The organism is Streptomyces dysideae (genome assembly GCF_001514305.1).
Taxonomy (GTDB): Bacteria; Actinomycetota; Actinomycetes; order Streptomycetales; family Streptomycetaceae; genus Streptomyces; species Streptomyces dysideae.
The window spans coordinates 1-23,757 of record NZ_KQ949121.1 but is presented as its reverse complement, the minus strand read 5'-3'; the positions used below and the strand labels follow the sequence as shown (position 1 = coordinate 23,757).

Genomic DNA, 23,757 nt, shown 5'->3' with positions numbered 1-23,757 from the left:
GCCCCACCCCGGCCTGGACCGCTCACGGATCCAGCAAGCGGCTCAGTCCTTGCAGGCTTCCACCCGTATGCCTAGGTCCAGGGCGCCACGACGACGAAGGAGCGGCTGGCCCGGTACGCGGCCGTGTTCTCGAAAGGGTCGAGCCACAACTGGAGGTTGTCCCGGTGGCGGAGGTAGCGGCCGGGGTAGTTGTACGACTCCAGGGAGACCGAACCGGCCGTGGAACCGGAACGGGGGCAGAAGGTGGCGTCCTTCTGGAAGGTGGCGGATCCGTCGTCGGTGTCCAGCCGGATGCGGAAGGCGTAGTGCCGCAGATACCTGCCTGTGGCGTCCCTGAGTGAGTAGCAGCGGGGGTCGGCCAGGCCGGGAACGAAGGTGAAGGTGGCCGCCTGCCGGGTGGCCGCGGAGCTGGTGGCGCCGACCGGGCTCAGGATGCCGAGTGGGCCGGACTGGCTCACGTAGTCGCCGGGGTTGTCGACCGACCGTAGGGCATGCCGCCCCGAAACCCGCGCCTCAGCCGTCGTCGCCGGGGCTGCTGTCGGCGTCGATGTCGGTGTCGGTGTCCGTGAGGCGGACGTTCTCGGGGACGGCGGCACGGACGAGGCGGCGGGCGACAGCGGGGCCGCGACGGCGGGCCGCGGGGCCGTCTCGTGCGATCCCGTGGCGGTGTACCAGGCCACTGCGGCAGCCGCGAGCGTGACGGCACCTGCGGCTGCCGTTGCCGCGGGCTTGGCGGCCAGCCTGCCGACCGTCCGCGCCGTACGGCTTGCACCGCTCGCCGTACGCGTGCCCGCGCCGACGGTCGCCCCGGCCGAGTCCAACCCCAGCGCCCTGGCCAGTACCAGGCCGGCCAGGCCGGCCGGCACCGGCACCAGCGCGAGGCCGGCCAGCAGCCCCTCCGCCGGTATCAGGTCGGACGAGCTCAACAGGCACTGCGGACAGTCGCGGACATGGCGTGCCAGCCGCTTGCGCCACAGCCCGGACGGCCGCCCGTCCCACGAGGCGAGCACGGCGGCCAGGTCCGGGCAGCGCGGCGAGGCCGTCACGGCTCGCACGACGGTGCGCGCCGTCTCCAGCCGTTCCTTGACCCGCTGGATTCGGACCGCGGCATGCTGCGGTGTGAGGCCGCAGGCCGCCGAGAGCTCGCCGCGGGTCAGTTCACCGGCGCTCTCCATCCACCACAGCGCGAGTACCTCGCGTTCCTCGACCTCCAGCCAGCGGGTCGCCTCCACCGCTTCACGCCGCTGGCCCGACAGCGCAAGCCGAAGAATCGCCAGGTCGGAGAAGTCGGCCTGCGGGTCTGTTTCGTGGGCGTTCTCCTCCAGGGGTTCCGCAGTGAGCCAGGTGCGCCCTCTGCGCCACCGGTCACGGATCTGTCGCACGGTGATGGCGACGAGCCAGGACCGGAACCGATCCGGTTGCTCCAGTCCGGGCAACCCGTCCAGGACCCGCACCATCACCTCCTGGACCACGTCGTCGACGTCGCTGTGCCCGTCCAGCGCCCGCCCGACGATGTTGTAGACCAACGGAAGACAGTCCCGTATCAGCTGTTCCGATGCCTGCCGGTCCCCAGCCCGCGCCGCCATGACGACGGCGACGTCCGGCCATTCCTGCGTGCCCTGCGAGCGCACCCCGTCCCACCTGTCCCGTCGCCTTGCCGATGTGTCGAGGGCGACAGTGTGCCAGGAGCGAATCCGGAGGATTTGCGTGGGCCGCCCCTCAGGTGCCGCCCCACGCCTTTCACGAACAGTGTCCGACATTTCGAACTAAGCGCATGCTCGCCGGAACCTTTTGGTTCGCCTCCGCTCCCGCTCCGCGGCGCGAAACAAGGATGTCTCTGTCATGAGCATTGCTCCCGCATCTGCCGGTGTGGAACAGCTCGTCCGTCGGCGGTGCGACGGTCGGGACGGGGGCGGCCGCCCCCGTCGCGCAGCGGCCACCACGACGGTTCACGAACCCGCTCAACAGTTCCGGCGCGGACCCGCACATGACCTACTACAACGGCAACTACTACCTGATGACGACGCCGTACAGCGGGCTGTTGACCACGCCGGGAGCACCTGCATGCTACAGAGTGGCACCTGATGGCACACGACGGCTACCGTGGAGCCATGGCCGCCCAACCCGAGATCACCCAGCGCGACCTGCGCACCAAATCCAAAGAGATCATGGACGCCGTCCAGAGCGGCCAGTCCTTCACCGTCACCCGCGACGGACACCGCATCGGCGAGCTGATCCCCCTGCGCCGACGCCAACGCTTCGTCCCGCGCGGCGAGTTCGCCGCCATGTCCCGCACCGCCCCCGACATCTCCCTCGACACCTTCCGCGCCGACCAGGACGCCACCGCCGAGCAGGACATGGACGACCCCTATGCCCGATGAGCACCAGCCCGTCGAGCACCAGCAGGGCCTCCTCGACACCAACATCATGATCCTGCGCAAGTGGATCAACTCCAGCGAGCTCCCCGCCGAGATGGCCATCACCGCCATCACCCTCGCCGAACTCTCCGCAGGCCCTCACCAGGTACGCAGCAACGCCGAACAGAACGACTACGACGAACACGCCGAACGCGCCCGCCGCACCGACATCCTCCAGCGCGCCGAGAACGAGTTCGACCCCATTCCCTTCGACGCAGAAGCCGCCCGCATCTACGGCCGCGTCTGCGCCGCCGTCATCAGCACAGGCCGCACACCCCGGCGCCGCATCGCCGACCTGATGATCGCCTCCATCGCCGTCGCCGAAGACCTCCCCCTGTTCACCACCAACCCCGACGACTTCAAAGGCCTGGACGACCTCCTCACCGTCGTCCCCGTCACCCGCCGCAAAGTGCTCCACGACCGGTAGAAGGCAGACGGGATGGGGCCGGCCATTCACTCGACAACCACGACCCGGAAATACCGCTCCCGCAGGCCGGGGTAAGCCGCGCAGGCATGCGCACGAACACCACTCCAGCCCCTCGCGTTTCTCACAGTCGAAGTCCCCGGCGGCCTACCAGGCCGCTGCAGGTCGGCCCACCGGTCACCGCTGAGCCAACCGCCGTCGTCTGCCGCGTCGCCTTTCCGCAGCCCGCTCAGCTCCAGAGGATCTTGGCGGTCCTTGCCGATCCGTGCTCATCCTTGACGTTCTTGCAAGTCAGCGAGGGTGAACAAGGCCGGATCTCCTCACTCCTTGTCAGTCTGTTCCTGTCCTTGCGTCCCGAACGCGTCCCGAACGCCTGCAGGAGGGACCGGCTCAGCCGATCCGAAGCCGATCGCGCCAGTTCGGGGAACGGTCTCGCACCCGACCGCAGCGGATTCCCCTTCCAGCGCGCAGAGGCTCCGCCCTGCACTCGCAGAGCATCGCCGCCCTGAGCCGTTCCGTCCCCCGCGCAGCCCCACCCCGGCGGACGAAGCCGCCCTGGAGGTCGGCCCCGAACGGCTCCTGCCGCACGCACGAACACATATGTCTGTTCCCGCAGCCCTGGCTGCGGGAACAGACACCGAATCCGCGGTCGCCAGGCGGGAACGGGCGGCCGTACGCGAGACTCAGCGGCGAGGTATCACGAGGACGCTCGCCCCGCGATGCGGCGTTGCCACGCGTCGCGCAGCGCAGGGACGATGCCGCGCGGCAGGAACAGCACGACAAGGATGAGAAAGGCGGCGTACACGGCGTAGTTGAGGATGCTGGGGGCACTGGCGGGCATGCCCGGCCTGGAGCCCAGGTCGTTGAGGAACTGCACGATCAGGGTGATCGCGGTGGCTCCCAGGAGCGCGCCCCAGATGGTGCCGAGCCCGCCGACGACGGCCATCACCAGGAGCTGGATGGACAGCAGGACCGGGAACGACCCCGGGTTGATGTAGCCGATGAAGAAGGCGTAGATCCCTCCGGCGAGGCCGGCGAACGCGGCGGCCAGGGTGAACACGGCGAGTTTGAAGCGGGCCACCGGCACTCCGCTGGCGCTCGCCGCGGTCTCGCTGGTGGCCAGCGCACGCAGTCCGCGGCCGGCTCGTGAGGCGACGACGTTGCGGGCGACCAGGACGGTGACGGCCGCGGAAGCCCAGGCCAGGTAGGCGTAGTGGATGTCCTCGCCGAGTTCCGTACCTCCGGCGGAGAGTCGTGGGATGCCCTGCAGACCGACCGAGCCACCGGCCCAGTCCGCCTCGCCGAGCAGGGAGATGAGGATGAGCTGCAGGGCGATGGTGGCGAAGGCCAGGTGGTGCCCTCGCAGCCGCAGCAGCGGTCCGCCGATGGCGGCGGCGAACAGGGCGGCGATCAGTGGTGCCGCGGCCAGCGCCAGCATCGGCGGTGTGCCGTGGATGCTCAGCAGGCCGGCCGCGTAGGCGCCGATGGCGTAGAACGACGCCTGGCCGATGGAGACCTGGCCCGCGTAGCCCATGAGCAGGCTCAGCCCGACGGTGACCATGGCGGACAGGGCGAGCAGGATGTACACCGAGAGCTGGCCGGCGGTCAGCATCGGAGGCAGGGCGAGGGTCACGGCCACCGCCGCGCCGACTGCGACGAGGCCGACCCGCCTTCCCCGGCCGGCGAACGGAGTGCCGAGGGAGCCTCGGGCGTCCGACGAGGCGGTGTTCGCCGTGTCGCCCGCGCCGCCGGAGGGCTGGGAAGTGGCCCGTTCACGGCCGGAGGTGACGGCGCTCATACGTGCTGCCTTTCTGGTGCGGCGGATACGGCTCGAGCACGGACGGGTACCCATGCGTACATACGCCCGGTGTGCGCGGAGGGCAGCGGGCGTCCCACAGCAGACTGACGAGGCGTCATCCGGCCTCCGCCACGACGCTGTGGGTGCGGGCCGCCTGCCCGATCATCAGCGCCAGGATCAGACCCAGCGCCACCACGGTCTGGTACGTGGCGCTTCCGTACCCCGCGACCATCGTTTCGGCCACCCCGAGGAACAGCGCACCGGCGAGGGTGCGGCCGATGTGGTGCAGGGAGCCGACGATCGCCGCCGCGAAGCCGTTGATGATCAGGGCCACGTCGGAGTCGAAGGCCACCGAGTTCATGGGCGCCAGCAGAGCGCCGGCCAGACCGCCGAGAGCGCCGCCGATGGCGAAGGCGATCAACCCCATGCGGGTGACGGAGATCCCGACGACGCGGGCCGCGTACGGGTTGGAGGAGCACGCGGAGAGGGCCTTGCCCGCGTCGGTACGGCCGAACAGCGCGGCCATCGCGGCGAAGACGGCCATGGTGACGCCGATGATGAACAGGTAGTGGGTCTGGATACGAGCGCCGAACACGGTCACAGCGCCGGAGAGCCCCTCCGAGGACCGGCCCTGGTCCCCCCAGAGCATGACCTCCACGGCGTACGCCAGGATGCCCAGTCCCAGGGTGACCATCAGCGCGGCCTGCGGCGAGGTGCCCCGCCGGCCGATGGCGATCATGCCGAAGAGCAGTCCCACGACGGCGGCGACGGCGACCCCGAGCACTTCGGCGAGCCCGTGCGGGAGGCCGGTGTCGAGGAGCGAGATGGCGGTCAGCGCCCCGACGACGGCGAAGGTGCCCTGGGCGAAGTTGACCACGCGCGTCACCCGGTGGATGAGCACCAGGCCGCTGCCGATCAGGGCGATACCGCAGCCGGTGCCCAGTCCGGTGATGAGGTAGACGAGGAAGTCGCTCATGTCGCCTCCCGTGTCGCGGCCTGTGCGGCCTGGACGGCGGTGTCCTGGTTGCCCCGGGCGGACTTGGCGGTGCCGGGCGTGAGTGCAGGGTCGGCCGTGGCCCGGTCGTCCGGGCCCGGGCCGTCCGCACGTGGGGCGTCCGGGCCCGGGGCGCCCTGAGCGTCCGGAGGGCTCGGGAGTCCCTGGGCCTCCCCGAGGTAGGCCCGGGCGATCTCGGGGCTGGCGGCCAGGTCGGCGCTGCCACCTTCGGCGGCGATCCGTCCCGCTTCCAGGACGTAGGCGCGGCTGCACAGGTCCAGGGCGAGCCGTGCGTTCTGCTCGATGAGCACAACGGCCGTGCCCTGCTCCCGGTTGAGCTCGGCCAGGTGCTCGGCGAGGTCGGCGACGATGAGGGGCGCGAGGCCGAGGGACAGCTCGTCGATCACGAGGACCTCCGGCCGGCTCATCAGGGCGCGTCCGACGGCGACCATCTGCTGCTGGCCTCCCGACAGACCGCCCGCCTTCCGTTCGCGTACCCGCACCAGGTCCGGAAGGAGCTCGTACACCCATGAGGTGTCACGCTGCTTGCGACGGCTCTTGCCGCGGCCGGGCAGTTGCCAGGCACCCAGGCGCAGATTGTCGCCCCACTGATGGACTCCAGTCCATCAATGGATTTCAGTCTCGAATTTTCGCTTCGGGGCGTGGACAGGAGGCAGTGTGGCTTCCGTGCTTTCCCCAGCCGGCCGGATCGACCTCGGCCATGGCTGTTGTCATGCGTGGGTAGCGGGTACGGCCGGGTGGGGTATGAGCAACGCCGGGCTGGTCACCGGCCGGGGCGAGTCCCTGCTGGTCGACACCCTCTACGACCTGCGCCTGACCCGGGCCATGCTCGACGGGCTGGCACCGGTGACCGACGCCGCGCCCGTCTCGACCGTGGTCAACACCCACGGCAACGGCGACCACTGGTTCGGCAACCAGCTCGTGGCCCACGCCGAGATCATCGCGGCCCGCGGCACGCTGACCGACATGCGGCAGGTGGGCCCGGCCGAGATGCGCGCGTTGACCAGCGCGGACACCGTCGCGGGACGGTTCGCCCGCCGGATCTTCGGCCGCTTCGACTACTCGGACGTCCACCCCGTGCTTCCGCACCGGGTCTTCGACGGCGAGACGGTCCTGAACATCGGCGGGACGGAGGTCCATCTGATCGACGTGGGCCCCGCACACAGCGCCGGAGACACGATCGTCCATGTCCCGCGGGCCCGGACCGTCTACACCGGCGACATCGTCTTCGCCGGTTCCACACCCGTCATATGGCACGGCCCGTTCGCCAACTGGCTCACCGCCTGCGACCTGCTCCTCGACCTGGACGTGGACATCATCGTGCCCGGCCACGGTCCGGTCACCACGAAGGAGGCCGTCCACACCGTCCGCGACTATCTGTCGTACGTCCACGAGCAGGCCACCTCCCGCTTCGGCGCGGGAATGCCCGCCGAGGCAGCCACACGCGACATCAGCCTCGGACGCTTCGCCGACCTCGACGAGAGCGAACGCCTCGCCGTCAACGTGCACACCGTCTACCGCGAACTCGACCCCTCACTGCCCCAGCTCGACGGCCCCCAGCTGTTCGGCCGCATGGCCGGCCTCGCCTGCCCCTGCCCCGGCCTCTGAGCCGCGTCGGCCCCGGATCTCGTGCCTCCGTGGCCGCACATCCCCCGGACCCGCCAAGGAGAAGACATGGTCACCAGCCCCGCCTACGGCGCACCCGCCGGCTCGCCCGCCCGGCACACCCGCACTGTCATCGCCGGATGCCCGGCGCTCCGCCTCGCCCGGATCGGCCTCGCCCCGACCGAGGCGGAAGGGGGCGCGGCGTGAAGTTCGCGACCTTCGTGCACGACGGGAAACGGCAGTCGGGGATCGTCGCCGACGACCAGGTCCACACCTTCGAGCATCCCGTCGAACTGCTGGATCTGATCTTGGAGGGCGAGGAGTGTCTGCGCGGGGTGGGGGAACACGCGCTGACCGGCTCACCGCCGGTGCCCGTGGCCGATGTCCGGCTGCTGCCGCCGCTGCAACCGCCGACCGTGCGCGACTACATGACCTTCGAGAGCCATGTCGCGGGCGTCGCACGGGGATACGGTGACACCGTCCCCGAGGAGTGGTACGCGGCGCCAGCGTTCTATTTCACCAACCCGTACGCGACGATCGGCGCCCACGAAGACGTACCCGTGCCACCCGGCTGCCTCCGCTTCGACTTCGAACTCGAGGTGGCCGCCGTCATCGGCGTGGTCGGCCGGGACCTGACCCCAGAGCAGGCTCGCGAGCACATCATCGGCTACACGATCCTCAACGACTGGTCCGCCCGCGACCTCCAGGGCCGCGAGATGAGGGTCAAACTCGGCTCCGCCAAGGGCAAGGACACCGCCACCACCCTCGGCCCCTGGCTGGTCACCACCGACGAACTCGAACCCCACCGCAACGCGGAGGGCTTCCTCGACCTGGCCCTCACCGTCCAGGTCAACGGCGAGACGATCGGGCGGGACAGGCTGGCCAACATGGCCTGGACGTTCGAGGAGATGGCGGCGTACGCCTCCCGCGGCACATGGATCCGCCCAGGCGACGTCCTCGGCTCCGGCACCTGCGGCAACGGCGGCTGCCTGGCCGAACTCTGGGGCCGCAACGGCGCCTTGGAACCCCCACCGCTCATCCCCGGCGACACCGTCACCATGACGGTCGAGGGCATCGGAACCCTCAGCAACACCGTCGTCGAGGGCGCCGCTCCGGTTCCTCTGCCCCCTGCCCGCCGCAGGCGATGACCGTCGTACGTCCGGGAAACAGGGCCGGGGCGACGGCTCGGCCCCGTCCCCGACTCCCGCCCGCTCACCAACCGGCTCTGACAACACCCCGGGTGTCGGACCGCCCGTCCGGCACCGGAAGAAAGGCACGAACAACGTGGACAAGGTCATGGCCTCGGCCGCCGACATACCGGAAGGGGCATCTCTGGCGGTGGGCGGCTTCGGGCTGTGCGGCATCCCCACCGTCCTCATCGGCGCCCTCCTCGCGCAGGGCGTCGGCGGACTGCGCGTGGTCTCCAACAACTGCGGCGTTGACGGTCAAGGGCTCGGCGTGCTGCTGACGGCCGGCCGGATCGCCCGGGTCACCGGCTCCTACGTGGGCGAGAACAAGGAGTTCGCCCGCCAGTACCTCGCCGGTGAGCTGGAGGTGGAGCTCACCCCGCAGGGCACCCTCGCCGAACGGCTGCGCGCCGGCGGCACCGGCATCCCCGCCTTCTACACCCCGGCCGGGGTCGGCACACAGGTCACCGAGGGCGGACTGCCCTGGCGCTACGGCCGCGACGGCAGCGTGGCCGTGGCCTCCCCGCCCAAGGAGACGCGGGAGTTCCGCGGCCGGACGTACGTCCTGGAGGAGGCCATCACCACCGACTTCGCCCTGGTGCGGGCCGCCCGCAGCGACCGGCACGGCAACCTCTTCTTCCACCGCAGCGCCGCCAACTTCAACCCCCTGGCGGCCATGGCGGGCCGCATCACGATCGCCGAGGTCGAGGAACTCGTCGAACCCGGCGCCATCGACCCCGACACCGTCCACCTGCCCGGCATCTACGTCAACCGGATCCTGGGCCAGTCAGCGACGATTTTCAGCTTCCCGCCGAGCGCCTTGAAGGCCTGGGGGTCCTTCAGGTGATCAGTCATTGCTCCTGGCCCTCTCCCTCGATTCGCTTCAGGTGATCCTCGTATGCCTGCTCCGCCAGCGGTACTGCTACGCGGTGCCAGCCGGACCAGTTGCCGCCCTTGTCGCCACCGACCAGGATCACAGCCTGCCGCCGCGTTTCGACGGCTCCACCCCGCCCCTGTCGCACCGTTCGGGACGCGTCCGTGTCAGGGCTGTGTGGCGAAGTACCGGGCGATGCCCGCGATTCCCTCGCTGACAGCCCGCTCGACGATGGGTGCCAGGCCCTCCGGAAGGATTTCCTGGCTGTAGACCACGCGTGAGCCGTCTCCGTCGGGAAGCACGTCGATGGTGCCGAGGTGGAAGTCGATGGGCAGGGGCAGGCCCTCGACGAACCGGTACTGGAAACGGCGCAGTTCGTCGTTCTTTGTCACCACGAGGGCCTTCACTGCTCCATCAGGGGTGCGCAGGTGGCGGTGCACGCCGTCGAAGTGGGCCTCCTGGACGGCGGGGAACCATTCCGGGATCGTGCTCACGTCGGTGAGCACGGCCCAGACGCGGTCGGGATCCTGCTTGACCTGGGTGTCGAAACGAAGAGTTGTCACGTCATCTCCTTGGCGGCCGGAGGGCTCGGCACGTGCGGCAGCGGCTCCCCCGCGTTCCATACCTCGTGGACGCGGACCGTGACGAACCTCCAGCCGTCGGGGGTGCGGCGCAGGGTGCAGTCGTACCAGCCGGCACCGTCCGCGTGCTGGAAGGTGTCGTCGCCGAGCATGTGCACACCCAGGAGGTAGGAGCGGGTGCGGGCGGTGTCGCCGTCGACGTGGATGGCGTGGTTCGAGCTGAGGTGCCAGGTGCCGCTGTACCGGCCCAGCTGTCGCGCGCCGCCCACGCGTCGCAGTTGCTCGTGTCCCTCCAGCCGGACCGACTCGGCCGGGGACATGACTCCTTCGGACACGTACAGCGCGACATAGGCGTCCCAGTCCTGCTCGTCGAGGGCCCGGGCGAACTCGACCAGCAGATCGCTGATGGCGGCCCGGTCCACCAGCCACTGCAGTTGGGCGGCCGGGTCGGATGGTGACTTCGGAATTCCCGGTCCGGCCGAGCCCTTGGGGAGGGGATGCATGGATGAAGGTGTGGACGTGGTGGACATTCTCCGGACTCCTCCGTGAACGGGTCGGCGGGCGTCGTGTCGTACGCGGCGGGGATCAGAAGGGGTAGTGCGCCTGCTCTGTGGAGAGGGTGATCCAGCGGGTGTTGGAGAAGGCCTCGATACCCCAGCGTCCGCCGAAGCGGCCGTAGCCGGAGGCGGCGAAACCGCCGAAGGGGGCCTGGGGTTCGTCCGCCACCGACTGGTCGTTGACGTGGACGATGCCGGTGCGGATGCGGCGCGCCACCGTCAGGCCGTGGGTGGCGTTCTCGGTGAGGATGCCGCAGCTGAGACCGTGGGCGGTGTCGTTGGCCAGGGCCACGGCCTCGTCGTCGTCCGCGAAGGAACGGATGGCCACGAGGGGTCCGAAGGCTTCGGTGTGGTGCAGTGACGCGTTCTCGGGCAGGCCGGTCAGCACGGTCGCCGGGTGCAGGGCCCCCTCCGGGGCGCCGCCGCCGGTGAGCACGCGCGCACCCTTCTTTGCCGCGTCCGTGACCAGGGCGGCGACCCGCTGAGCGGCGGCCTCGTTGACCAGCGGGCCGATGACGGTGGCGGGCAGGCCCGGGTCACCGCTGGGCAGGTCGGCGATCTTCGCGGTGAACCGCCGGGTGAACTCCTCGATGAGTGAAGTGTGCACCAGGATGCGGTCGGCGCACATGCAGATCTGGCCGGAGTTCATGAACGCGGCGAACGCGGCGGCGTTCACGGCGTGGTCGAGGTCGGCGTCCTCCAGGACGATCACGGCGTTCTTGCCGCCGAGTTCGAGCACTGCCGGCTTGAGGTGCCGGGCGGCGAGGGTACCGATGATCTGCCCGACGCCGGTGGAGCCGGTGAAGTTGACGGCGCGTACGCGCGGGTCCGCGATCAGTGTCTCCGCGATCGCGGCGGCGTCCGCCTTGTCGTTGGTGATGACGTTGAGGACGCCGTCGGGCAGTCCGGCGTCGCGCAGCACGTCGGCGACGAACAGGCCGCATGCGAGGGGGGCGTCCTCACTCGCCTTGACCACGACGGTGTTGCCCGCCGCGAGGGCGGCAGCGACGGCCCGTGTGCCGAGGATGATCGGCGCGTTCCACGGCGCGAACGCCGCGACCACGCCAAGGGGTTCGCGGACTGCGAGGCTGACACCGCCCGGCTCCTGGGTGGCCAGCACGTCCCCGCGCGGGGCGGTGATCACGGCGGCTGCCTCACGCAGCATGTTCGCGGCCAGTCGGACGTTGAACAGCGCCCACCCCCGGGTCCCGCCCACCTCCCCGCCCATCAATTCCACGGCCCGCTCTCCGCGCTGCTCCATGAGGTCCGCCGCGTCCAGGAAGATCTTCCGTCGGGCGAAGGGGGCGAGCGCAGCCCACTGGGCGAAGGCGGCGTCGGCCGCGTCCACCGCGGCCCGCACGTCCTCCGGCGCGGCCGCCGCGACGGTGGCGTACGGATCGCCGGTCCAGGGGTTGATGTCGGCCGTGGTCCAGCCCGAGGCGGCGGGCATCTCCTTGCCGCCGATCAGGAGGTTCCGGTGGAGTGGCATGGGTCAGGCTCCGATCATGTTGAAGCCGCCGTCGGCGTTCAGGTACGCGCCGGTCATGTGGGAGGCGTCGTCGGTGGCCAGGAAGAGCGCAGTGCCCGCGAGTTCGGCCGGGCGCGGGATGCGGCCCAGCGGCGTCTTGGCGATCAGCTCCTCGCGGCGGCCGGACTTCCAGTCCTCGCGGGTGAGGAGCCGCTCGGTCTCGATGAAGCCGGGCGCGAAGGTGTTGACCCGCACGGTGGGCGCGAAGGCCTGGGCGTAGGACTTGGTGATGCCGAGGATGCCGTACTTGGCGGCGGCGTACTGCGGAGCCCGGGCGCTGCCGCGGACGATCACGGTGGAGCCGATGTTGACGATCGAGCCGTGGCCCTGGTCCAGCATCCGGGAGCCGAACTCGTGCACGCAGAACATGGTTCCCTTGATGTCCACGGCGAGTACGTGATCGATGGACTCCTCGGTGACGTCGCGCCAGGACATCTGGTCGGCCGCCACGTCACCGACGTTGTTGACCAGCACGTCCAGTCCGCCGAAGCAGCCGAAGACCTCGTCGGCCATGCGGATGACGTCCTGGTGGACGGCGATGTCGGCCTGCACGGTGAACGCCTCACCACCGACGTCCTTGATGCGGGCGACGGTCTTGTCGGCCCCGGCGGCGGAGCTGCGGTAGTGGACGGCGACCCGGGCGCCCTCCTGGGCGGCGCGGACGGCGATCTCGGCACCGAAGCCGGTGCCCGCTCCTGTCACCAGGACGGTACGGCCTTCGAAACGGCGGGGCAGCAGAGGCGTGGGCGGGGTGTGCTCGGACATGACAGGAGTCCTCTTCTCCGAGGTCGGTCAGGTTGCGGGGGCTGCGAAGTGCTGGCGGATCTCGCCGATTCCCTGGACCCGGCTGACCAGTTCGTCGCCTTCGGTGAGGTAGCGGGGAGGGGTGCAGCGGTTGCCGACTCCGGCCGGAGTCCCCGTGAAGACCAGGTCTCCGGGGAGAAGGGGCACGACGGCGGAGAGCCGGGCGATGAGCTCGGGAACGGGGAAGATCATGGACTTGGTGCGGTCGTGCTGGACGACCTCGCCGTTCAGCAGTCCGGTGATCTCCAGGTCGTCGGGGTCGTCGAACTCGTCCGGTGTGACGAGGACCGGACCGGTCGGGCCGAAGCCGGGAAAGGACTTCCCCAGGCTGAACTGGGCTGGTTTGCCCTGGAGTTGGGAGACCCGCTCCGACAGGTCCTGTCCGACGGTGAGCCCGGCGACCGACTCCCAGGCACGGCTGACCGGCATGTGGTGGGCTGGTCGGCCGATCACCGCGACCAGCTCGATCTCCCAGTCGACCTTGCCTTTGGGGAGCTCCACCGTGGTGCGGGGGCCCGTGACGCAGGTCGGGAACTTGGTGAAGACCAGCGGTTCGTCGGGCGGGGTGAACCCCGCTTCGGCGGCGTGCGGGGGGTAGTTGAGCGCGACCGCGAAGACCTGCCGGGGTCGGGGAACCGGGGCTTCGAGGGCGTCCGGGTCCACCTCGATGTCGTACGCGTCGTCGGACAGGCCGACGGCGAAGTCGCGGACCCGTTGCCACTGCTCCAGCAGGGTCATCGGGTCGGTGGGCAGCCGACCCTGGGAGGCCCAGCGGATGTCTGCGGCGCGGTCGCCGCGGACCAGGACGGCACGGCCGTCGATGACGGCGAGTCTCACCAGTCCACCTTCTCGGGTACGGGGGTGCCGTGGCCCTCTGCCCAGCTGACGATGGGGGTTCGCAGGACGCCGAGGCGCTCGACCTCGGCCTCGACGACGTCGCCCGGCTTGAGGTACATGTCCGGGTCGCCGCTGAAGCCCGCGACTCCCTGGACGGTGCCGGTGGTGATCAGGTCGCCGGCGCTGTAGTCCTGCGGGGAGTGGTAGGCGACCAGGTGCGGGATGGAGACCGACATGCGGTTGGTGTTGGACTTCTGCCGGACCACGCCGTTGACCCGCAGCTCCATGTCGAGGTTCTGGGGGTCGGAGATCTCGTCGGCCGTCACGATATACGGCCCGACGGGGCAGAAGGTGTCGATGGCCTTGCAGAAGGAGAAGACCCCGGACTCCATCTCGCGGCGCTGGATGTCGCGGGCGGTGATGTCGTTGAAGACGACGTATCCGGCGATGTGGTCGGGTGCGTCGTCCACGCCGAAGAACTTGCCGGGCCTGCCGATGACGACGGCGATCTCCAGCTCGTAGTCCAGCTCGCTGGTCAGGTGCTCGGGGTAGATCACCGGCTCGTCGGGGCCGACGATCGCGTCGACGTTCTGGAAGAAGACGATGCCCTTGTGCATGGGGTGCGACCAGTCGACGTTCTTCGACTCGTCCTCGTGCTCACGGAAGTTGCCGGACGTATGGAAGAACTTCTTCGGCACGATCGGGGCACGCAGCCGTACGTCGTCCAGGGCCAGGCGCTCCCCCGTCTCCAGGACCCTGCCCTCGCGTTCGAAGTACTCGCGGGTGCTTCTCACCTCCAGCGGCAGCACCAGCCGTTCTTCCACTTCGAGCCTGCCGACGCGTCCGTCGTCGAAGGTGATCAGCTTCATGATGTCCCGCTTTCGGGTTCGAGGTGGTGACGAGTGACGGTGGTGTGGTCCTGGACCGGAGGAGGGCCTTCTCCGGCGAAGACCCGCAGTTGGAGGGCGAGCAGGGCGTAGTAGCCGACCAGGGTGGTGAGTTCGAACAGTCCTCGTTCTCCCCACGCGGCCGCCGCGTCGTAGTAGTCCTCGTCGCTCAGCGCACCGGATCGGGTCAGCGCGACGGTCGCGAGCAGCGCGGCCCGCTCGGCCGGGTCCATGAGGTCCGGCAGTTCACCGGCGCGCAGTGTGCGCAGCTCGGGTTCGGTGAGACCACAGGCGCGGCCCACCGCCTCGTGGGCCTCGCGCTCGAAGGTGCTTCCCCAGTGGGCGGCGACGACCAGGATGGCCATCTCGCGCACCCGGTCCGTCAGGACCGACTCGTAGCGCACCGCCGCCCCGACCGCCTGAACGGCCAGTCCGACGGTCGGGCTGAGCAGCATGGCGTTGAACGGGCCGCGCAGTCGGCCCTCCTCGTCGGTGAGGGCGAACGCCTGCGGTCCGGCGGCCCGGGGGCCGCCCGTGATGGCGCGGTGGACCGCGGTCTGCTGCTCGTCCAATTCGCCGGGCAGCAGTCCGGCAAGGCGCGCGGTCATCCGCACCCCCTTCGAGGGAAGTTCAAGGGAATCGGGGGAATCGGGGTCAGATGAGCGTGCGGCCGCCGTCCACGTAGAGCACCTGGCCGGTGACGAACGAGGCGCGGGCGGAGGCCAGGAACAGCACGGCGCCGACCACGTCCTGCGGTGTGCCCAGGCGCCCGGCGGGGACCAGGCTGGTCATCTCCTCGCGCATTCCGGGCCTGTCCAGGTACGCGCGGGTCAGCTCGGTCTCCGTGTAGCCCGGGGCGACGGCGTTGACGGTGACGCCGTCGGCGGCCCATTCGCGGGCCATCACCTTCACCAGCTGGTCCAGGCCCCCCTTCGACGCCGCGTACGGGGCGTGGTGGCGGTGCGCGAGCCGGGAGGACACGGAGGAGAAGAACACCATGCTGCCCCGGCCCTGCTCACGCATCAGTCGGCCGGCCGCGCGCCCGGTCCAGAACGCGCTGGACAGGTTCAGGGTCACGATGCGGTCCCACACGTCGTCCGGGGTGTCCACCACGGGACGGCGGTCGTTCGTGCCCACGGCGTGCACCAGCACGTCCAGGCCGCCCAGTTCGCGGGCTGCCGTCGTGACCGCCCGCTCGCACGCCTCGGACGAGGTCAGATCCGCGGTGACGGTCCGTACATCGGCGGCCGCGAGGACCGGATCCTCCCGCAGGGCCTTGAGGCGGGTCTCGTCCGCGTCCACGACCACCGGCCGTGCCCCGGCCTCCGCCAGTGCTCGGGCACATGCCGTGCCCAGCCCTCCGGCTCCGATGACGAGCGCGCCGCGCTCCTCAAGCCCCAGCCATCCCATGGCGGGCCTCCGTGCTTCTCTCGAGGGAACCATTACGTGAGCTCGATCCCGGCTCCGGCCGCCACCCGCCGGTAGTCGGCCCCGAAGTCGCCCAACCCGGCCTCCAGCAGACCGTCCACGAGGGCGTTTCCGCCCTCGCTGAGGCCGCCGTCGTGGATCGACAGTGCGCGTCGGGGTTTGATCTCGCGGACGTAGTCGATGACTTCGCCGGTCTTGGACCAGGGGCCGTGGACCGGTACGAGGAGCGCGTCCACCGGGCGCGTGGGCACGGTGAACGCGTCGCCCGGATGGAAGACGGAATCGTCCGTGTTCCCCACGAGGAAGCCGACGTTGGTGACCCGCGGCAGGTCCGGATGGGTCGGCGCGTGCAGTTCACCGTGCACCTCGACGCCGATGCCCTCGATGCCGAAGGCGTCCCCGTCACCGACCACGGTGACCCGGCCGCCGCCGAGCCCGTCGAGCCGGTCCGCCACCGAGCGGTTCGCCCAGATCCGCAAGGAGGGGTCGGCCTCGGCCGCCGCGCGCAGCACGGGCTCGGCGAAGTGGTCCACGTGCTCGTGTGTGACGAGCACCGCGTGGGCACCTTCGAGTGCCTCCGGATCGGAGAAGACGCCGGGGTCGACGACGATGACGACGCCGTCCCTCTCCAGCCGGACACAGGCGTGGCCGCGCCTGGTGACTCGCATCGGCCCGCTCACTTGCTCAGCTCGCTGTCGGGCACCCAGGTGCCGTGGAAGCCGTACCGGAGCCGGAACGGGATCTTCACGGTGGCGATCGGGCCGGCGGCGATGTCGAGGGCGTCGAGGATGGCCAGGTCGTGCCGGTTCTGGTCGCGCCGGCCGATCAGCGCGAGCAGGTAGCCCTCGCCCTCGGCGGCGGCGTCCGACTTCGGCACGAACACCGGCTCTTCGGGCGCGGCGTGCTCGCCCGGGGCCCAGAAGGTCGTCTCACCCGTGTGGTCGTCACGATGGATGAGGGAGTTGAAGGGCGGGCCCATCGGGCCGACCTCGCACTTCGGCACGTCGGGGTGCATACCGCCGATCCAGGCGTGCCGGTTCTTCTCCATCAGGACCCGCGGGTCGACCCGGGGCATGTCGCCGGGCGAGGCGATGAGCTGCTCGCTGCGGTAGGTGTCGGTGGCGTCGCCCCAGTGCGGCGCGCCGCCCTTGAGGTCGAACGTCCAGCGGTGCAGGAACGGCGGCTGTTCGGGCAGCAGGCCCACCGTCGTCTTCGGGAACTGGGAGAACCAGCCGGACTTGGTGGTGAAGTGGTCGGCGACCAGGGTGTGGCCGTCCGTCCAGGCGTTCAACGAGTGCGTCTCCATGAGCTGCTCGCTGCGGAACCAGCGGATGCCGCTCACGCCCTCCGCACGCGGGATGATCGCCACGTACGTTTCCTGGTTCGGGTCCCAGACGAAGTACTGCTCCTCCGTCTTCCTCTGCTCCGGGTCGGCAACCATGGGCGAGATGGTGAAGACGAAGTGGTCCCGGGTGACCAGCCAGTCGTGCACCATCGAGGAGTACGGCACCTCGAAGGTCTGGGAACGGATGACCTTGCCGGAGGCGGAGATCTCGTAGATGTGGATCTGCTTGTCCGGCAGACCGCTGGCGTTGTAAGCGAAGGCGATCAGTTCACCAGTGCGCGGGTCGTGCTTGGGATGCGCGGTGAAGGTACGACCCGGGATCTGGCCGGAGAAGTCGTAGATGCCCTTCGTCTCCAGGGTCACCGGGTCCAGCTCGTACGGGAGGGCCGCCTCCTTGAGCGCGAGCAGTTTGCCGGCGTGCCAGATGATCGAGGTGTTGGCGTTGCCGTCGTCGACGCCGAGGACGGACGGGTCGTCGGTGTACGGGTTGCGGTAGGCCCCGAACAGGGCCTGGCGCGCCTGGCGTTCGAGCTCGAACCGCCGGGTGCGGACGTACTTGGTCTTCAGGTCGGCGTGGCCGTTCTCGAACCGCACCATGTGGATCATGCCGTCGCCGTTGATGTACACGTCGTTCGGGAACCGCGGAGGGTACTGGGTGTCCGCGGCGGCCCGGTAGAAGGCGCCGGACAGCTCGGGGGGTATGCGGCCCTCGACCTCCAGGTCGTAGACGTCCGCCTCGATCCGTGACGGGGCGAAGAACCCCCGGAACTTCGGCGTGTCCGGCCACGTCATGGTCTCCGGAGGCGGCTGAGTCCCCACGGGCTCCTGCCCGGGTGTCCCGCTTGGCTGCGTCGTTGCGGTGGCCATGGCTTTCTCCCCTACGGCATGCTTGGATCAAGCGAAGAACGTGATCGATGACTCTCGGTGGCGGAGCTCTCCCGCGAGACCGGGCCTCGAAGAATCTGGTGAAACCGAGCTGAACAGCTCGTCCTGGCCATGATGTCCCCAGCGTGTCTTCGACGTCCAACACTGAAACACGCACGAAATGATCGGAGATTGCGATGGATCTGCGGCAGATGGAGTACGCGGTGGCCATCGCGGACGAGCTCAACTTCACCCGGGCTGCGGCGCGCTGCCGCATCGGGCAGTCCGGGCTCAGCCACCAGGTCACCCAGCTCGAACGCGAGGTCGGAGCCCGGCTCTTCGAACGGACGAGCCGCAACGTCCAGCTGACCCAGGCCGGGCAGACCTACGTCGCCTGCGCGCGGCGGGTGCTCCGGGCGGTACAGGAGATGCAGGCCGAGATCGCCTCGCTCGACGGACCCGTACGAGGACGGCTGCGCATCGGCTCGGTGACGCTCACGGCCGGGGACATCGACCAGCTCGGTCTGCTGCGGGAGTACCAGGAGGTATACCCCGCGGTCGAGGTCACCCTCTTCGACGCCGACGGAGTGGAGGCCGCCGCCCAGCTCCTGACCGGCGAACTCGAGGTCGCCGTCGTCGCCCTGCACGAGCACCAGCTGCCCCAGGGCATCGCGTACCACCTGCTGCGCCTGGTGCCGCTCGTGGCCGTGGTCGGCCGTCAGCACCGGCTGCGCGGGGCCGGCGTCACGGACCTGGCAAAGCTGGCCGACGAACGCTTCCTCGAATGCGGTCCGGACACGGGACTGCGCGCGCAGGTGGACGCCGCGTTCGACCGGGCGCGAGCACGCCGCCGGGGCGTCTGCGCGTTGCGCAGTGCCGGAGACCTCGCCTCGCTGGCGTTCGGGGGCATCGGGGTGACCGTGGTGCCCCGCCCGGTGGCCGAGGCCATCGTCCCCGCCGAGCACGCCGACTGTGTCCTGCGCCTCGACGACCCGCAGGCACTCCAGCCACTGGCGCTCGCCCACCGCGACCCGGCCCCGACCTCACCCGCCGCCCAGGCGTTCCTGCGCCTCGCACTCGCCCGCCTGCCCGGCGAGGGAACGCCCGGCCTGGAGGACGTACCGACCTCGAACGCGACCGGGTAGCCATGACGAGCCATTGCACGATGACGCGGCGGGCGCCGTACACGAGGTCCACAGCGCCTCCCATCCCCTGGGGCGTCCCCGCCCGCGCCTCCTTCACCAGGCGGGCCACACAGCCGTCAGAGCATCCACAGGATGGATGAACGCGATCCAGGACTTCAATCGTGCAGGGGGTAGGCGCCGGTAGGAGCGGGGCTCATAGTCGTGCCAGTTCCTGACGCCCGCTCCTCCGGGCGCATTCACTTCGGGTGCATCGGCGCGCCTTGCCACGTGGCACGGCCACCGTGGCGGCGCGGCTCCGCGCCCTCGCCACCGCCCTCGTGGAGGCCCCGCATGCCCCGATCCGCTTCCCCACCCGTGCCCGCGCACGGTACCGCCGCCCAGAGCACCGAGCCCGTACCCGAAGCCGGGGGCCGACTGCGCGTCGTGCTCCTGATGGCCGGCAGCTGTCTGCCGATCCTCGGCGCGGTGCTGCTCGCTCCGGTACTGCCGAAAATGCAGGAGCACTTCGCCACCGTGCCCGGCGCCACGGCGCTGGTCCCGATGGTCCTGACCACCCCCGCGCTCGCACTCGCCCTGCTGGCCCCCTTCGCGGGTGTCATCATCGACCGGCTGGGACGCAAACGCCTGCTGGTCGTCGCGTGCGTCCTGTACACACTGTTCGGCACCGCACCGCTGTGGCTGGACTCGCTCGGTGCCATCGTGGTCAGCCGCGCCCTCCTCGGCGTCGCCGAAGCCTCCATCATGACCTCCTGCACCACACTGATCGGCGACTACTACACGGGCCACGTACGCGACCGCTACCTGGCCCTGCAGACCGTGTGCGCCACCACCTCCGCCACCGCCTTCTTCATGCTCGGCGGCGCGCTCGGCTCCTCGGACTGGCGAACCCCGTTCTGGCTCTACGGCGCCGGGCTGCTCCTCGCCCCCGCCATGGCCGCTTTCCTGCCCAGGCCCAGGCCCAGGCCGAGCACCATCACGGAAAACGCCTCCACCGTCGAGGCACTGCCGTTCCCCGTGCGCCGGCTGGCGGGCATCTGCGTGCTGTCGCTGTTCGGCGCCATCGTCTTCTACACCGTTCCCGTGGAAACGGCCTACCTGCTGGACGACCTGGGCGTGAAATCCAGCGGCCTCATCGGCATGGTCACCGCGATCGCCAGCGCCGCCACCGTCACCGGATGCGTCGTCTTCGCCTCACTGCCCGGCCGGCCGGAGCGCAGGCTGCCCGCCATCTTCGCCCTGTGCGGAGCCGGGCTCGTGCTGATGGGCCTGGCCCAGAACATCGCGGTCCTGATCATGGGCGCCTTCTTCAGCTGCATCGGCACCGGTCTCCTGCTGCCCTCGCTGCTCACCTGGGCGATGTCCAAGCTGGAGTACGCCGACCGCGGCCGCGGCACCGGCCTGTGGACAGCGTCGTTCTTCCTCGGACAGTTCAGCTGCCCACTCGCCCTGATCGCCGTCGAATCCGCCACCGGCAGCCTCGCCACCGCCGTCGGTCTCCTCGGCCTCGCCTCAGCACTCGTGGCGCTCGGGCTCCTGCCCCTCCTCCTCCGTCACCGGACGACCGCCGCGCAGGAGCTCCCACAGGCGTGACCGGGAGCCCCTGGTCAGCGGAGCCCCCGTTCACCTTCTTCGTGGCCCCGGGCTCGGGGCTCGAGGCCTCCTGGCCCGGCATGACTTTGCCCCTGCCGACCATGACCCGGGGTGTGCCATCGGGCCGGGAGGCACCAGCCGATCGCTGATAGGGGCAGCCCCAGATCCAGGCTCTGTTCGCCCGGCTCCCGGGGTGCCGCCTGGTCGACCACGACCTGGCACGGCTGGCTGGGCATCCACCAGCGCACCCACGACGCTCCGGCCGCCCGGCAGTTGAGCATGCTCGGCATCGACCCCCACGTCGAGGTCTCCGTCGACAGCTTCCAGGCCCTGCCGTTCCTGGGCGCCGGCACCCGCCGGATCGCCCTGGTGCAGCAGCACCTGGCCGAGCAGCTGAGAGGGGGCCGCCGTACGCGTCATGGAAGCGGCGTACAAGGCGGCCCCCTCTCCACGAAGCACTGTGGTGGCACCCGCTGCACACCCACGACACGGCCCACATCTGGCTGCGCGAGACCGCGGGCCGCGTAGGAGCGCGACTGACCACGTCTGAGCCCGGCCGGATCGCCGCAGCCCCAACGAGATGGCGGGCCCCACAGGTGCCCAGCATCCAAGTGCCGGATGATCCGCATCCTCGATCTCGATCGGACGGGGGCTAGGCAGGACCTGCCCGGTAGCCCATAGTCATCTCAACCCGGCGCCGGAGCCGCACGACGGACCCGCGCCGGGACTGCGCAGGCGCCCGACGAGCCGGCCCTTCGCAACTCCACGGCAGTCATCGGCGCGCCTCCTGCTCCGACCCTGCCTGGGGCTCCGGGCGGCCTCACCGAGACGGCCGCCGCACCACCCCCTTCCCCTCCCGACACGCTCTCCCGACACCCGAGGTGGAGTTCCCGCATGCCTGCATCCGTGCCCCCGCTCCCGTCCCCGCCGCCCGCAGCCGTCGAGGACGCCCCATCCGAGGAGACGGTGTCCGGTCCCGGCCACCGGCTTCGCCTCACGCTGCTGATGGCCGGCAGCTGTCTGCCCATCCTGGGCGCCGTGCTCATCGCCCCCGTGCTGCCACAGATGCACGACCACTTCGCCGACGTGCCGGGCGTCGACGCACTGGTCCCCATGGCCCTGACGATCCCCGCCCTCTCCCTGGCCCTGCTGGCCCCCTTCGCCGGCGTCATCGTCGACAAACTCGGCCGCAAACGCCTGCTCGTCACCGCCACCGTGCTGTACGCGATCCTCGGCACCGCCCCGCTGTGGCTGGACTCCCTCGGCTCCATCGTCGCCAGCCGCGCCCTCGTCGGCGTCGTCGAAGCCGCCATCATGACCTGCTGCACCACGCTGATCGGCGACTACTACTCCGGCCGGCAACGCGACCGCTATCTCGCGATGCAGACGATGTGCGCCTCGATCTCCGCGACGGCCTTCTTCGTCCTGGGCGGCGCGGCCGGATCGGCCGGCTGGCGCATGCCGTTCTGGGCCTACGCCGTCAGCCTGCTGCTCGCCCCCGCCATGGCCGCCTTCCTGCCCCGGCCCCGACCCGCCGACCGAACCACCACGTCCTCCCCTACCGCCCCGGCGGGCGTCAAGCGGCCCTTCCCCTGGCGCCCGCTGGCCGGAACGTGCGCGCTGACCGTCTTCGGCGCCGTCCTCTTCTACACCCTCCAGGTGGAAATGGCCTTCCTCCTCGACGACATGGGCGTGACCGCCCCCGGCATGATCGGACTGGCCACCGCCATCTCCAGCGCCGCGATCGTCATCGGTGCCGTCACCTTCGCCAAGGCCGGCCGCAGCCCGCAATCCTGGATGCCCACCGCCTTCGGCCTGTGCACCCTCGGCTTCGCGGTGGTCTGGCTCGCTCCCAACCCCTTCATACTGACCATCGGCGCCGTGATCAACGGCCTCGGCGGCGGCATCATGCTGCCGAGCCTGCTCACCCTGGCCATGTCCAAGCTCGAGTACGCCGACCGCGGCCGCGGTACCGGCCTGTGGACAGGCTCCTTCTTCGCCGGCCAGTTCATCTGCCCGCTCGTGGCACTCGCCCTCGCCTCCGCCGTCGGCAGCCTGGCGGACGCCGTGGGCGTTCTCGCCCTCGCCGGGGCAGTCGCCACCGCCGCACTCGCCCTCACCGCCCGACGGCGCCGGACGGGGACCGCTCCGGAACCGATCGAGCAGCCGGCGGGCTGACCCGCCACGGCGCCGATCCGCCACGAGAACCACACCCCTGTCGAGATCGGCATCGCGGCCGTCCGCCGCGATGCCGATCGCTGCTCTCCTCCACAGCGGGACGAGGGGACCCCTTCTCAAGACGGCGGGAAAGCCCGCCCCGCCATGCCGCAGCATGGCCACTTCGGCCTGGCCGGCCGTCCGGATCCAGGAGCTGACCGACAGATGCCCGGCCGAGGCACGGCAGGCCTCGCCCGGGGCGGACAGCGGTTCGCAGTGGCCGAAGGACCTCGGGCGAGCTCGCTGCCGAGGACGAACAGCCGGGGTCGGCGCCGCGCTACTCCCTGCCCGCGAGTCTCCGGGCACTCCCCGGTACCTTCGGCCTCAGGATGGCCTCAAATCATTGCCCCGTCGCAGCAGAGCCGACCGGAACCCGTACGCGTCTTCAGCACATAGGCGCAGGTCAGTCCTTCTGGTCCCTGTCGGGGAACGCCTTGCCGGCGTGAAAACAAGATCGCGGCGCCCGCTCGCCGACTCCGTTGTCTCGTTGGGACCTTGAGCCCGTAGGTCAGTCTGGTGCAGGGGCTGCTGCGGGGCCTTGCCTTGTTGCCGTAGAGCACGCCGGTCAGAGGGCTTCTCGAAACCGAGTGTGGAGCTGGGGGTTCCGTACGGGTGTGCTGTTCAGGTGATTGTGGCCGCGCGGGGGCATGAAGG

At 70.4% G+C, this 23,757-nt stretch carries 23 protein-coding genes and 1 pseudogene; 10 read left to right on the top strand and 14 right to left on the bottom strand.

All coding sequences use genetic code 11. The annotated features are described in order from the left end of the window. Window positions 1–71: 71 nt before the first annotated feature. A complete protein-coding gene (locus tag AQJ91_RS42850; RefSeq protein WP_067033807.1) occupies window positions 72–1,631 on the bottom strand; it encodes a sigma-70 family RNA polymerase sigma factor in 1,560 nt (519 codons plus the stop codon). Between the two features lie 480 nt (window positions 1,632–2,111). Between AQJ91_RS42850 and AQJ91_RS42845 the strand changes: the two genes are divergently transcribed. Both AQJ91_RS42845 and AQJ91_RS42840 read left to right on the top strand, forming a co-directional pair. Then, a complete protein-coding gene (locus AQJ91_RS42845; RefSeq protein ID WP_067033914.1) occupies window positions 2,112–2,381 on the top strand; it encodes a type II toxin-antitoxin system Phd/YefM family antitoxin in 270 nt (89 codons plus the stop codon). Continuing rightward, window positions 2,371–2,844 (top strand): type II toxin-antitoxin system VapC family toxin, encoded by a 474-nt coding sequence (locus tag AQJ91_RS42840; RefSeq protein WP_067033805.1) that lies wholly within the window; start codon window positions 2,371–2,373, stop codon window positions 2,842–2,844. The genes AQJ91_RS42845 and AQJ91_RS42840 overlap by 11 nt, the downstream gene beginning before the upstream one ends. A 694-nt stretch (window positions 2,845–3,538) precedes the next feature. Here AQJ91_RS42840 and AQJ91_RS42835 read toward each other — a convergent pair. The 3 genes from AQJ91_RS42835 to AQJ91_RS42825 all read right to left on the bottom strand — a co-directional run bounded on the left by AQJ91_RS42835 (window position 3,539) and on the right by AQJ91_RS42825 (window position 6,160). Beyond that, window positions 3,539–4,639 (bottom strand): branched-chain amino acid ABC transporter permease, encoded by a 1,101-nt coding sequence (locus AQJ91_RS42835; RefSeq protein WP_199848169.1) that lies wholly within the window; start codon window positions 4,637–4,639, stop codon window positions 3,539–3,541. Between the two features lie 115 nt (window positions 4,640–4,754). Beyond that, window positions 4,755–5,615 (bottom strand): branched-chain amino acid ABC transporter permease, encoded by an 861-nt coding sequence (locus tag AQJ91_RS42830; RefSeq protein ID WP_067033799.1) that lies wholly within the window; start codon window positions 5,613–5,615, stop codon window positions 4,755–4,757. Continuing rightward, window positions 5,612–6,160: an ATP-binding cassette domain-containing protein gene (locus AQJ91_RS42825; protein ID WP_067033797.1), complete on the bottom strand. Its 549-nt coding sequence runs from the start codon at window positions 6,158–6,160 to the stop codon at window positions 5,612–5,614. Before AQJ91_RS42825 ends, AQJ91_RS42830 begins: the two co-directional genes overlap by 4 nt. 238 nt (window positions 6,161–6,398) lie before the next feature. Here AQJ91_RS42825 and AQJ91_RS42820 point away from each other — a divergent pair, with 238 nt between their 5' ends. The 4 genes from AQJ91_RS42820 (at window position 6,399) to AQJ91_RS42810 (ending at window position 9,293) form a co-directional block, all read left to right on the top strand. Beyond that, a complete protein-coding gene (locus tag AQJ91_RS42820; RefSeq protein WP_234383383.1) occupies window positions 6,399–7,262 on the top strand; it encodes an MBL fold metallo-hydrolase in 864 nt (287 codons plus the stop codon). Between the two features lie 66 nt (window positions 7,263–7,328). Next, window positions 7,329–7,466, top strand: a complete 138-nt coding sequence (locus tag AQJ91_RS54150) for a hypothetical protein (protein WP_159054797.1) — start codon at window positions 7,329–7,331, stop codon at window positions 7,464–7,466. After that, window positions 7,463–8,407 carry a fumarylacetoacetate hydrolase family protein gene (locus AQJ91_RS42815; RefSeq protein ID WP_067033792.1) on the top strand — a complete coding sequence of 315 codons (945 nt, stop codon included), beginning with the start codon at window positions 7,463–7,465 and terminating at the stop codon, window positions 8,405–8,407. Before AQJ91_RS54150 ends, AQJ91_RS42815 begins: the two co-directional genes overlap by 4 nt. A 136-nt stretch (window positions 8,408–8,543) precedes the next feature. Beyond that, window positions 8,544–9,293: a CoA transferase subunit A gene (locus AQJ91_RS42810; RefSeq protein ID WP_067033789.1), complete on the top strand. Its 750-nt coding sequence runs from the start codon at window positions 8,544–8,546 to the stop codon at window positions 9,291–9,293. 194 nt (window positions 9,294–9,487) lie between these two features. Here AQJ91_RS42810 and AQJ91_RS42800 read toward each other — a convergent pair whose 3' ends face one another. The 10 genes from AQJ91_RS42800 to AQJ91_RS42755 are packed head-to-tail and all read right to left on the bottom strand — an operon-like array spanning window position 9,488 to window position 18,079. Continuing rightward, entirely contained in the window at window positions 9,488–9,883 is a 396-nt protein-coding gene (locus tag AQJ91_RS42800; RefSeq protein ID WP_067033786.1) for an SRPBCC family protein, read from the bottom strand. Next, window positions 9,880–10,431: a nuclear transport factor 2 family protein gene (locus tag AQJ91_RS42795; RefSeq protein ID WP_079085638.1), complete on the bottom strand. Its 552-nt coding sequence runs from the start codon at window positions 10,429–10,431 to the stop codon at window positions 9,880–9,882. The genes AQJ91_RS42800 and AQJ91_RS42795 overlap by 4 nt, the downstream gene beginning before the upstream one ends. A 55-nt stretch (window positions 10,432–10,486) precedes the next feature. Next, the gene (locus AQJ91_RS42790; RefSeq protein ID WP_067033780.1) at window positions 10,487–11,947 is read right to left on the bottom strand and encodes an aldehyde dehydrogenase family protein; all 1,461 of its coding nucleotides are present in this window, start codon (window positions 11,945–11,947) and stop codon (window positions 10,487–10,489) included. Window positions 11,948–11,950: 3 nt separating this feature from the next. Further along, on the bottom strand, window positions 11,951–12,751 hold the full coding sequence (locus tag AQJ91_RS42785; protein ID WP_067033777.1) for an SDR family NAD(P)-dependent oxidoreductase: 801 nt from the start codon (window positions 12,749–12,751) through the stop codon (window positions 11,951–11,953). Window positions 12,752–12,778: 27 nt separating this feature from the next. Beyond that, window positions 12,779–13,627 (bottom strand): fumarylacetoacetate hydrolase family protein, encoded by an 849-nt coding sequence (locus AQJ91_RS42780; RefSeq protein ID WP_067033775.1) that lies wholly within the window; start codon window positions 13,625–13,627, stop codon window positions 12,779–12,781. Next, complete coding sequence (locus AQJ91_RS42775; RefSeq protein WP_067033772.1) at window positions 13,624–14,496, bottom strand: fumarylacetoacetate hydrolase family protein; 873 nt, start codon at window positions 14,494–14,496, stop codon at window positions 13,624–13,626. The genes AQJ91_RS42780 and AQJ91_RS42775 overlap by 4 nt, the downstream gene beginning before the upstream one ends. Beyond that, window positions 14,493–15,122 carry a carboxymuconolactone decarboxylase family protein gene (locus AQJ91_RS42770; RefSeq protein WP_079085637.1) on the bottom strand — a complete coding sequence of 210 codons (630 nt, stop codon included), beginning with the start codon at window positions 15,120–15,122 and terminating at the stop codon, window positions 14,493–14,495. Before AQJ91_RS42770 ends, AQJ91_RS42775 begins: the two co-directional genes overlap by 4 nt. Window positions 15,123–15,168: 46 nt before the next feature. Further along, on the bottom strand, window positions 15,169–15,924 hold the full coding sequence (locus AQJ91_RS42765) for an SDR family NAD(P)-dependent oxidoreductase (RefSeq protein ID WP_067033770.1): 756 nt from the start codon (window positions 15,922–15,924) through the stop codon (window positions 15,169–15,171). A gap of 32 nt (window positions 15,925–15,956) precedes the next feature. After that, the gene (locus tag AQJ91_RS42760; RefSeq protein WP_067033767.1) at window positions 15,957–16,610 is read right to left on the bottom strand and encodes an MBL fold metallo-hydrolase; all 654 of its coding nucleotides are present in this window, start codon (window positions 16,608–16,610) and stop codon (window positions 15,957–15,959) included. Window positions 16,611–16,618: 8 nt separating this feature from the next. Next, window positions 16,619–18,079 carry a carotenoid oxygenase family protein gene (locus AQJ91_RS42755; protein ID WP_067033764.1) on the bottom strand — a complete coding sequence of 487 codons (1,461 nt, stop codon included), beginning with the start codon at window positions 18,077–18,079 and terminating at the stop codon, window positions 16,619–16,621. A 269-nt stretch (window positions 18,080–18,348) separates the two neighbouring features. Between AQJ91_RS42755 and AQJ91_RS42750 the strand changes: the two genes are divergently transcribed. From AQJ91_RS42750 to AQJ91_RS42735, 4 genes and pseudogenes are all read left to right on the top strand, one after another. Beyond that, complete coding sequence (locus AQJ91_RS42750; protein ID WP_067033761.1) at window positions 18,349–19,296, top strand: LysR family transcriptional regulator; 948 nt, start codon at window positions 18,349–18,351, stop codon at window positions 19,294–19,296. Between the two features lie 330 nt (window positions 19,297–19,626). After that, window positions 19,627–20,886, top strand: a complete 1,260-nt coding sequence (locus AQJ91_RS42745; RefSeq protein ID WP_067033758.1) for an MFS transporter — start codon at window positions 19,627–19,629, stop codon at window positions 20,884–20,886. Between the two features lie 237 nt (window positions 20,887–21,123). Further along, window positions 21,124–21,542, top strand: a pseudogene (locus AQJ91_RS42740) (hypothetical protein); the annotation flags it as partial. Window positions 21,543–21,780: 238 nt separating this feature from the next. After that, entirely contained in the window at window positions 21,781–23,064 is a 1,284-nt protein-coding gene (locus tag AQJ91_RS42735; protein ID WP_067033755.1) for an MFS transporter, read from the top strand. Window positions 23,065–23,757 lie beyond the last annotated feature (693 nt).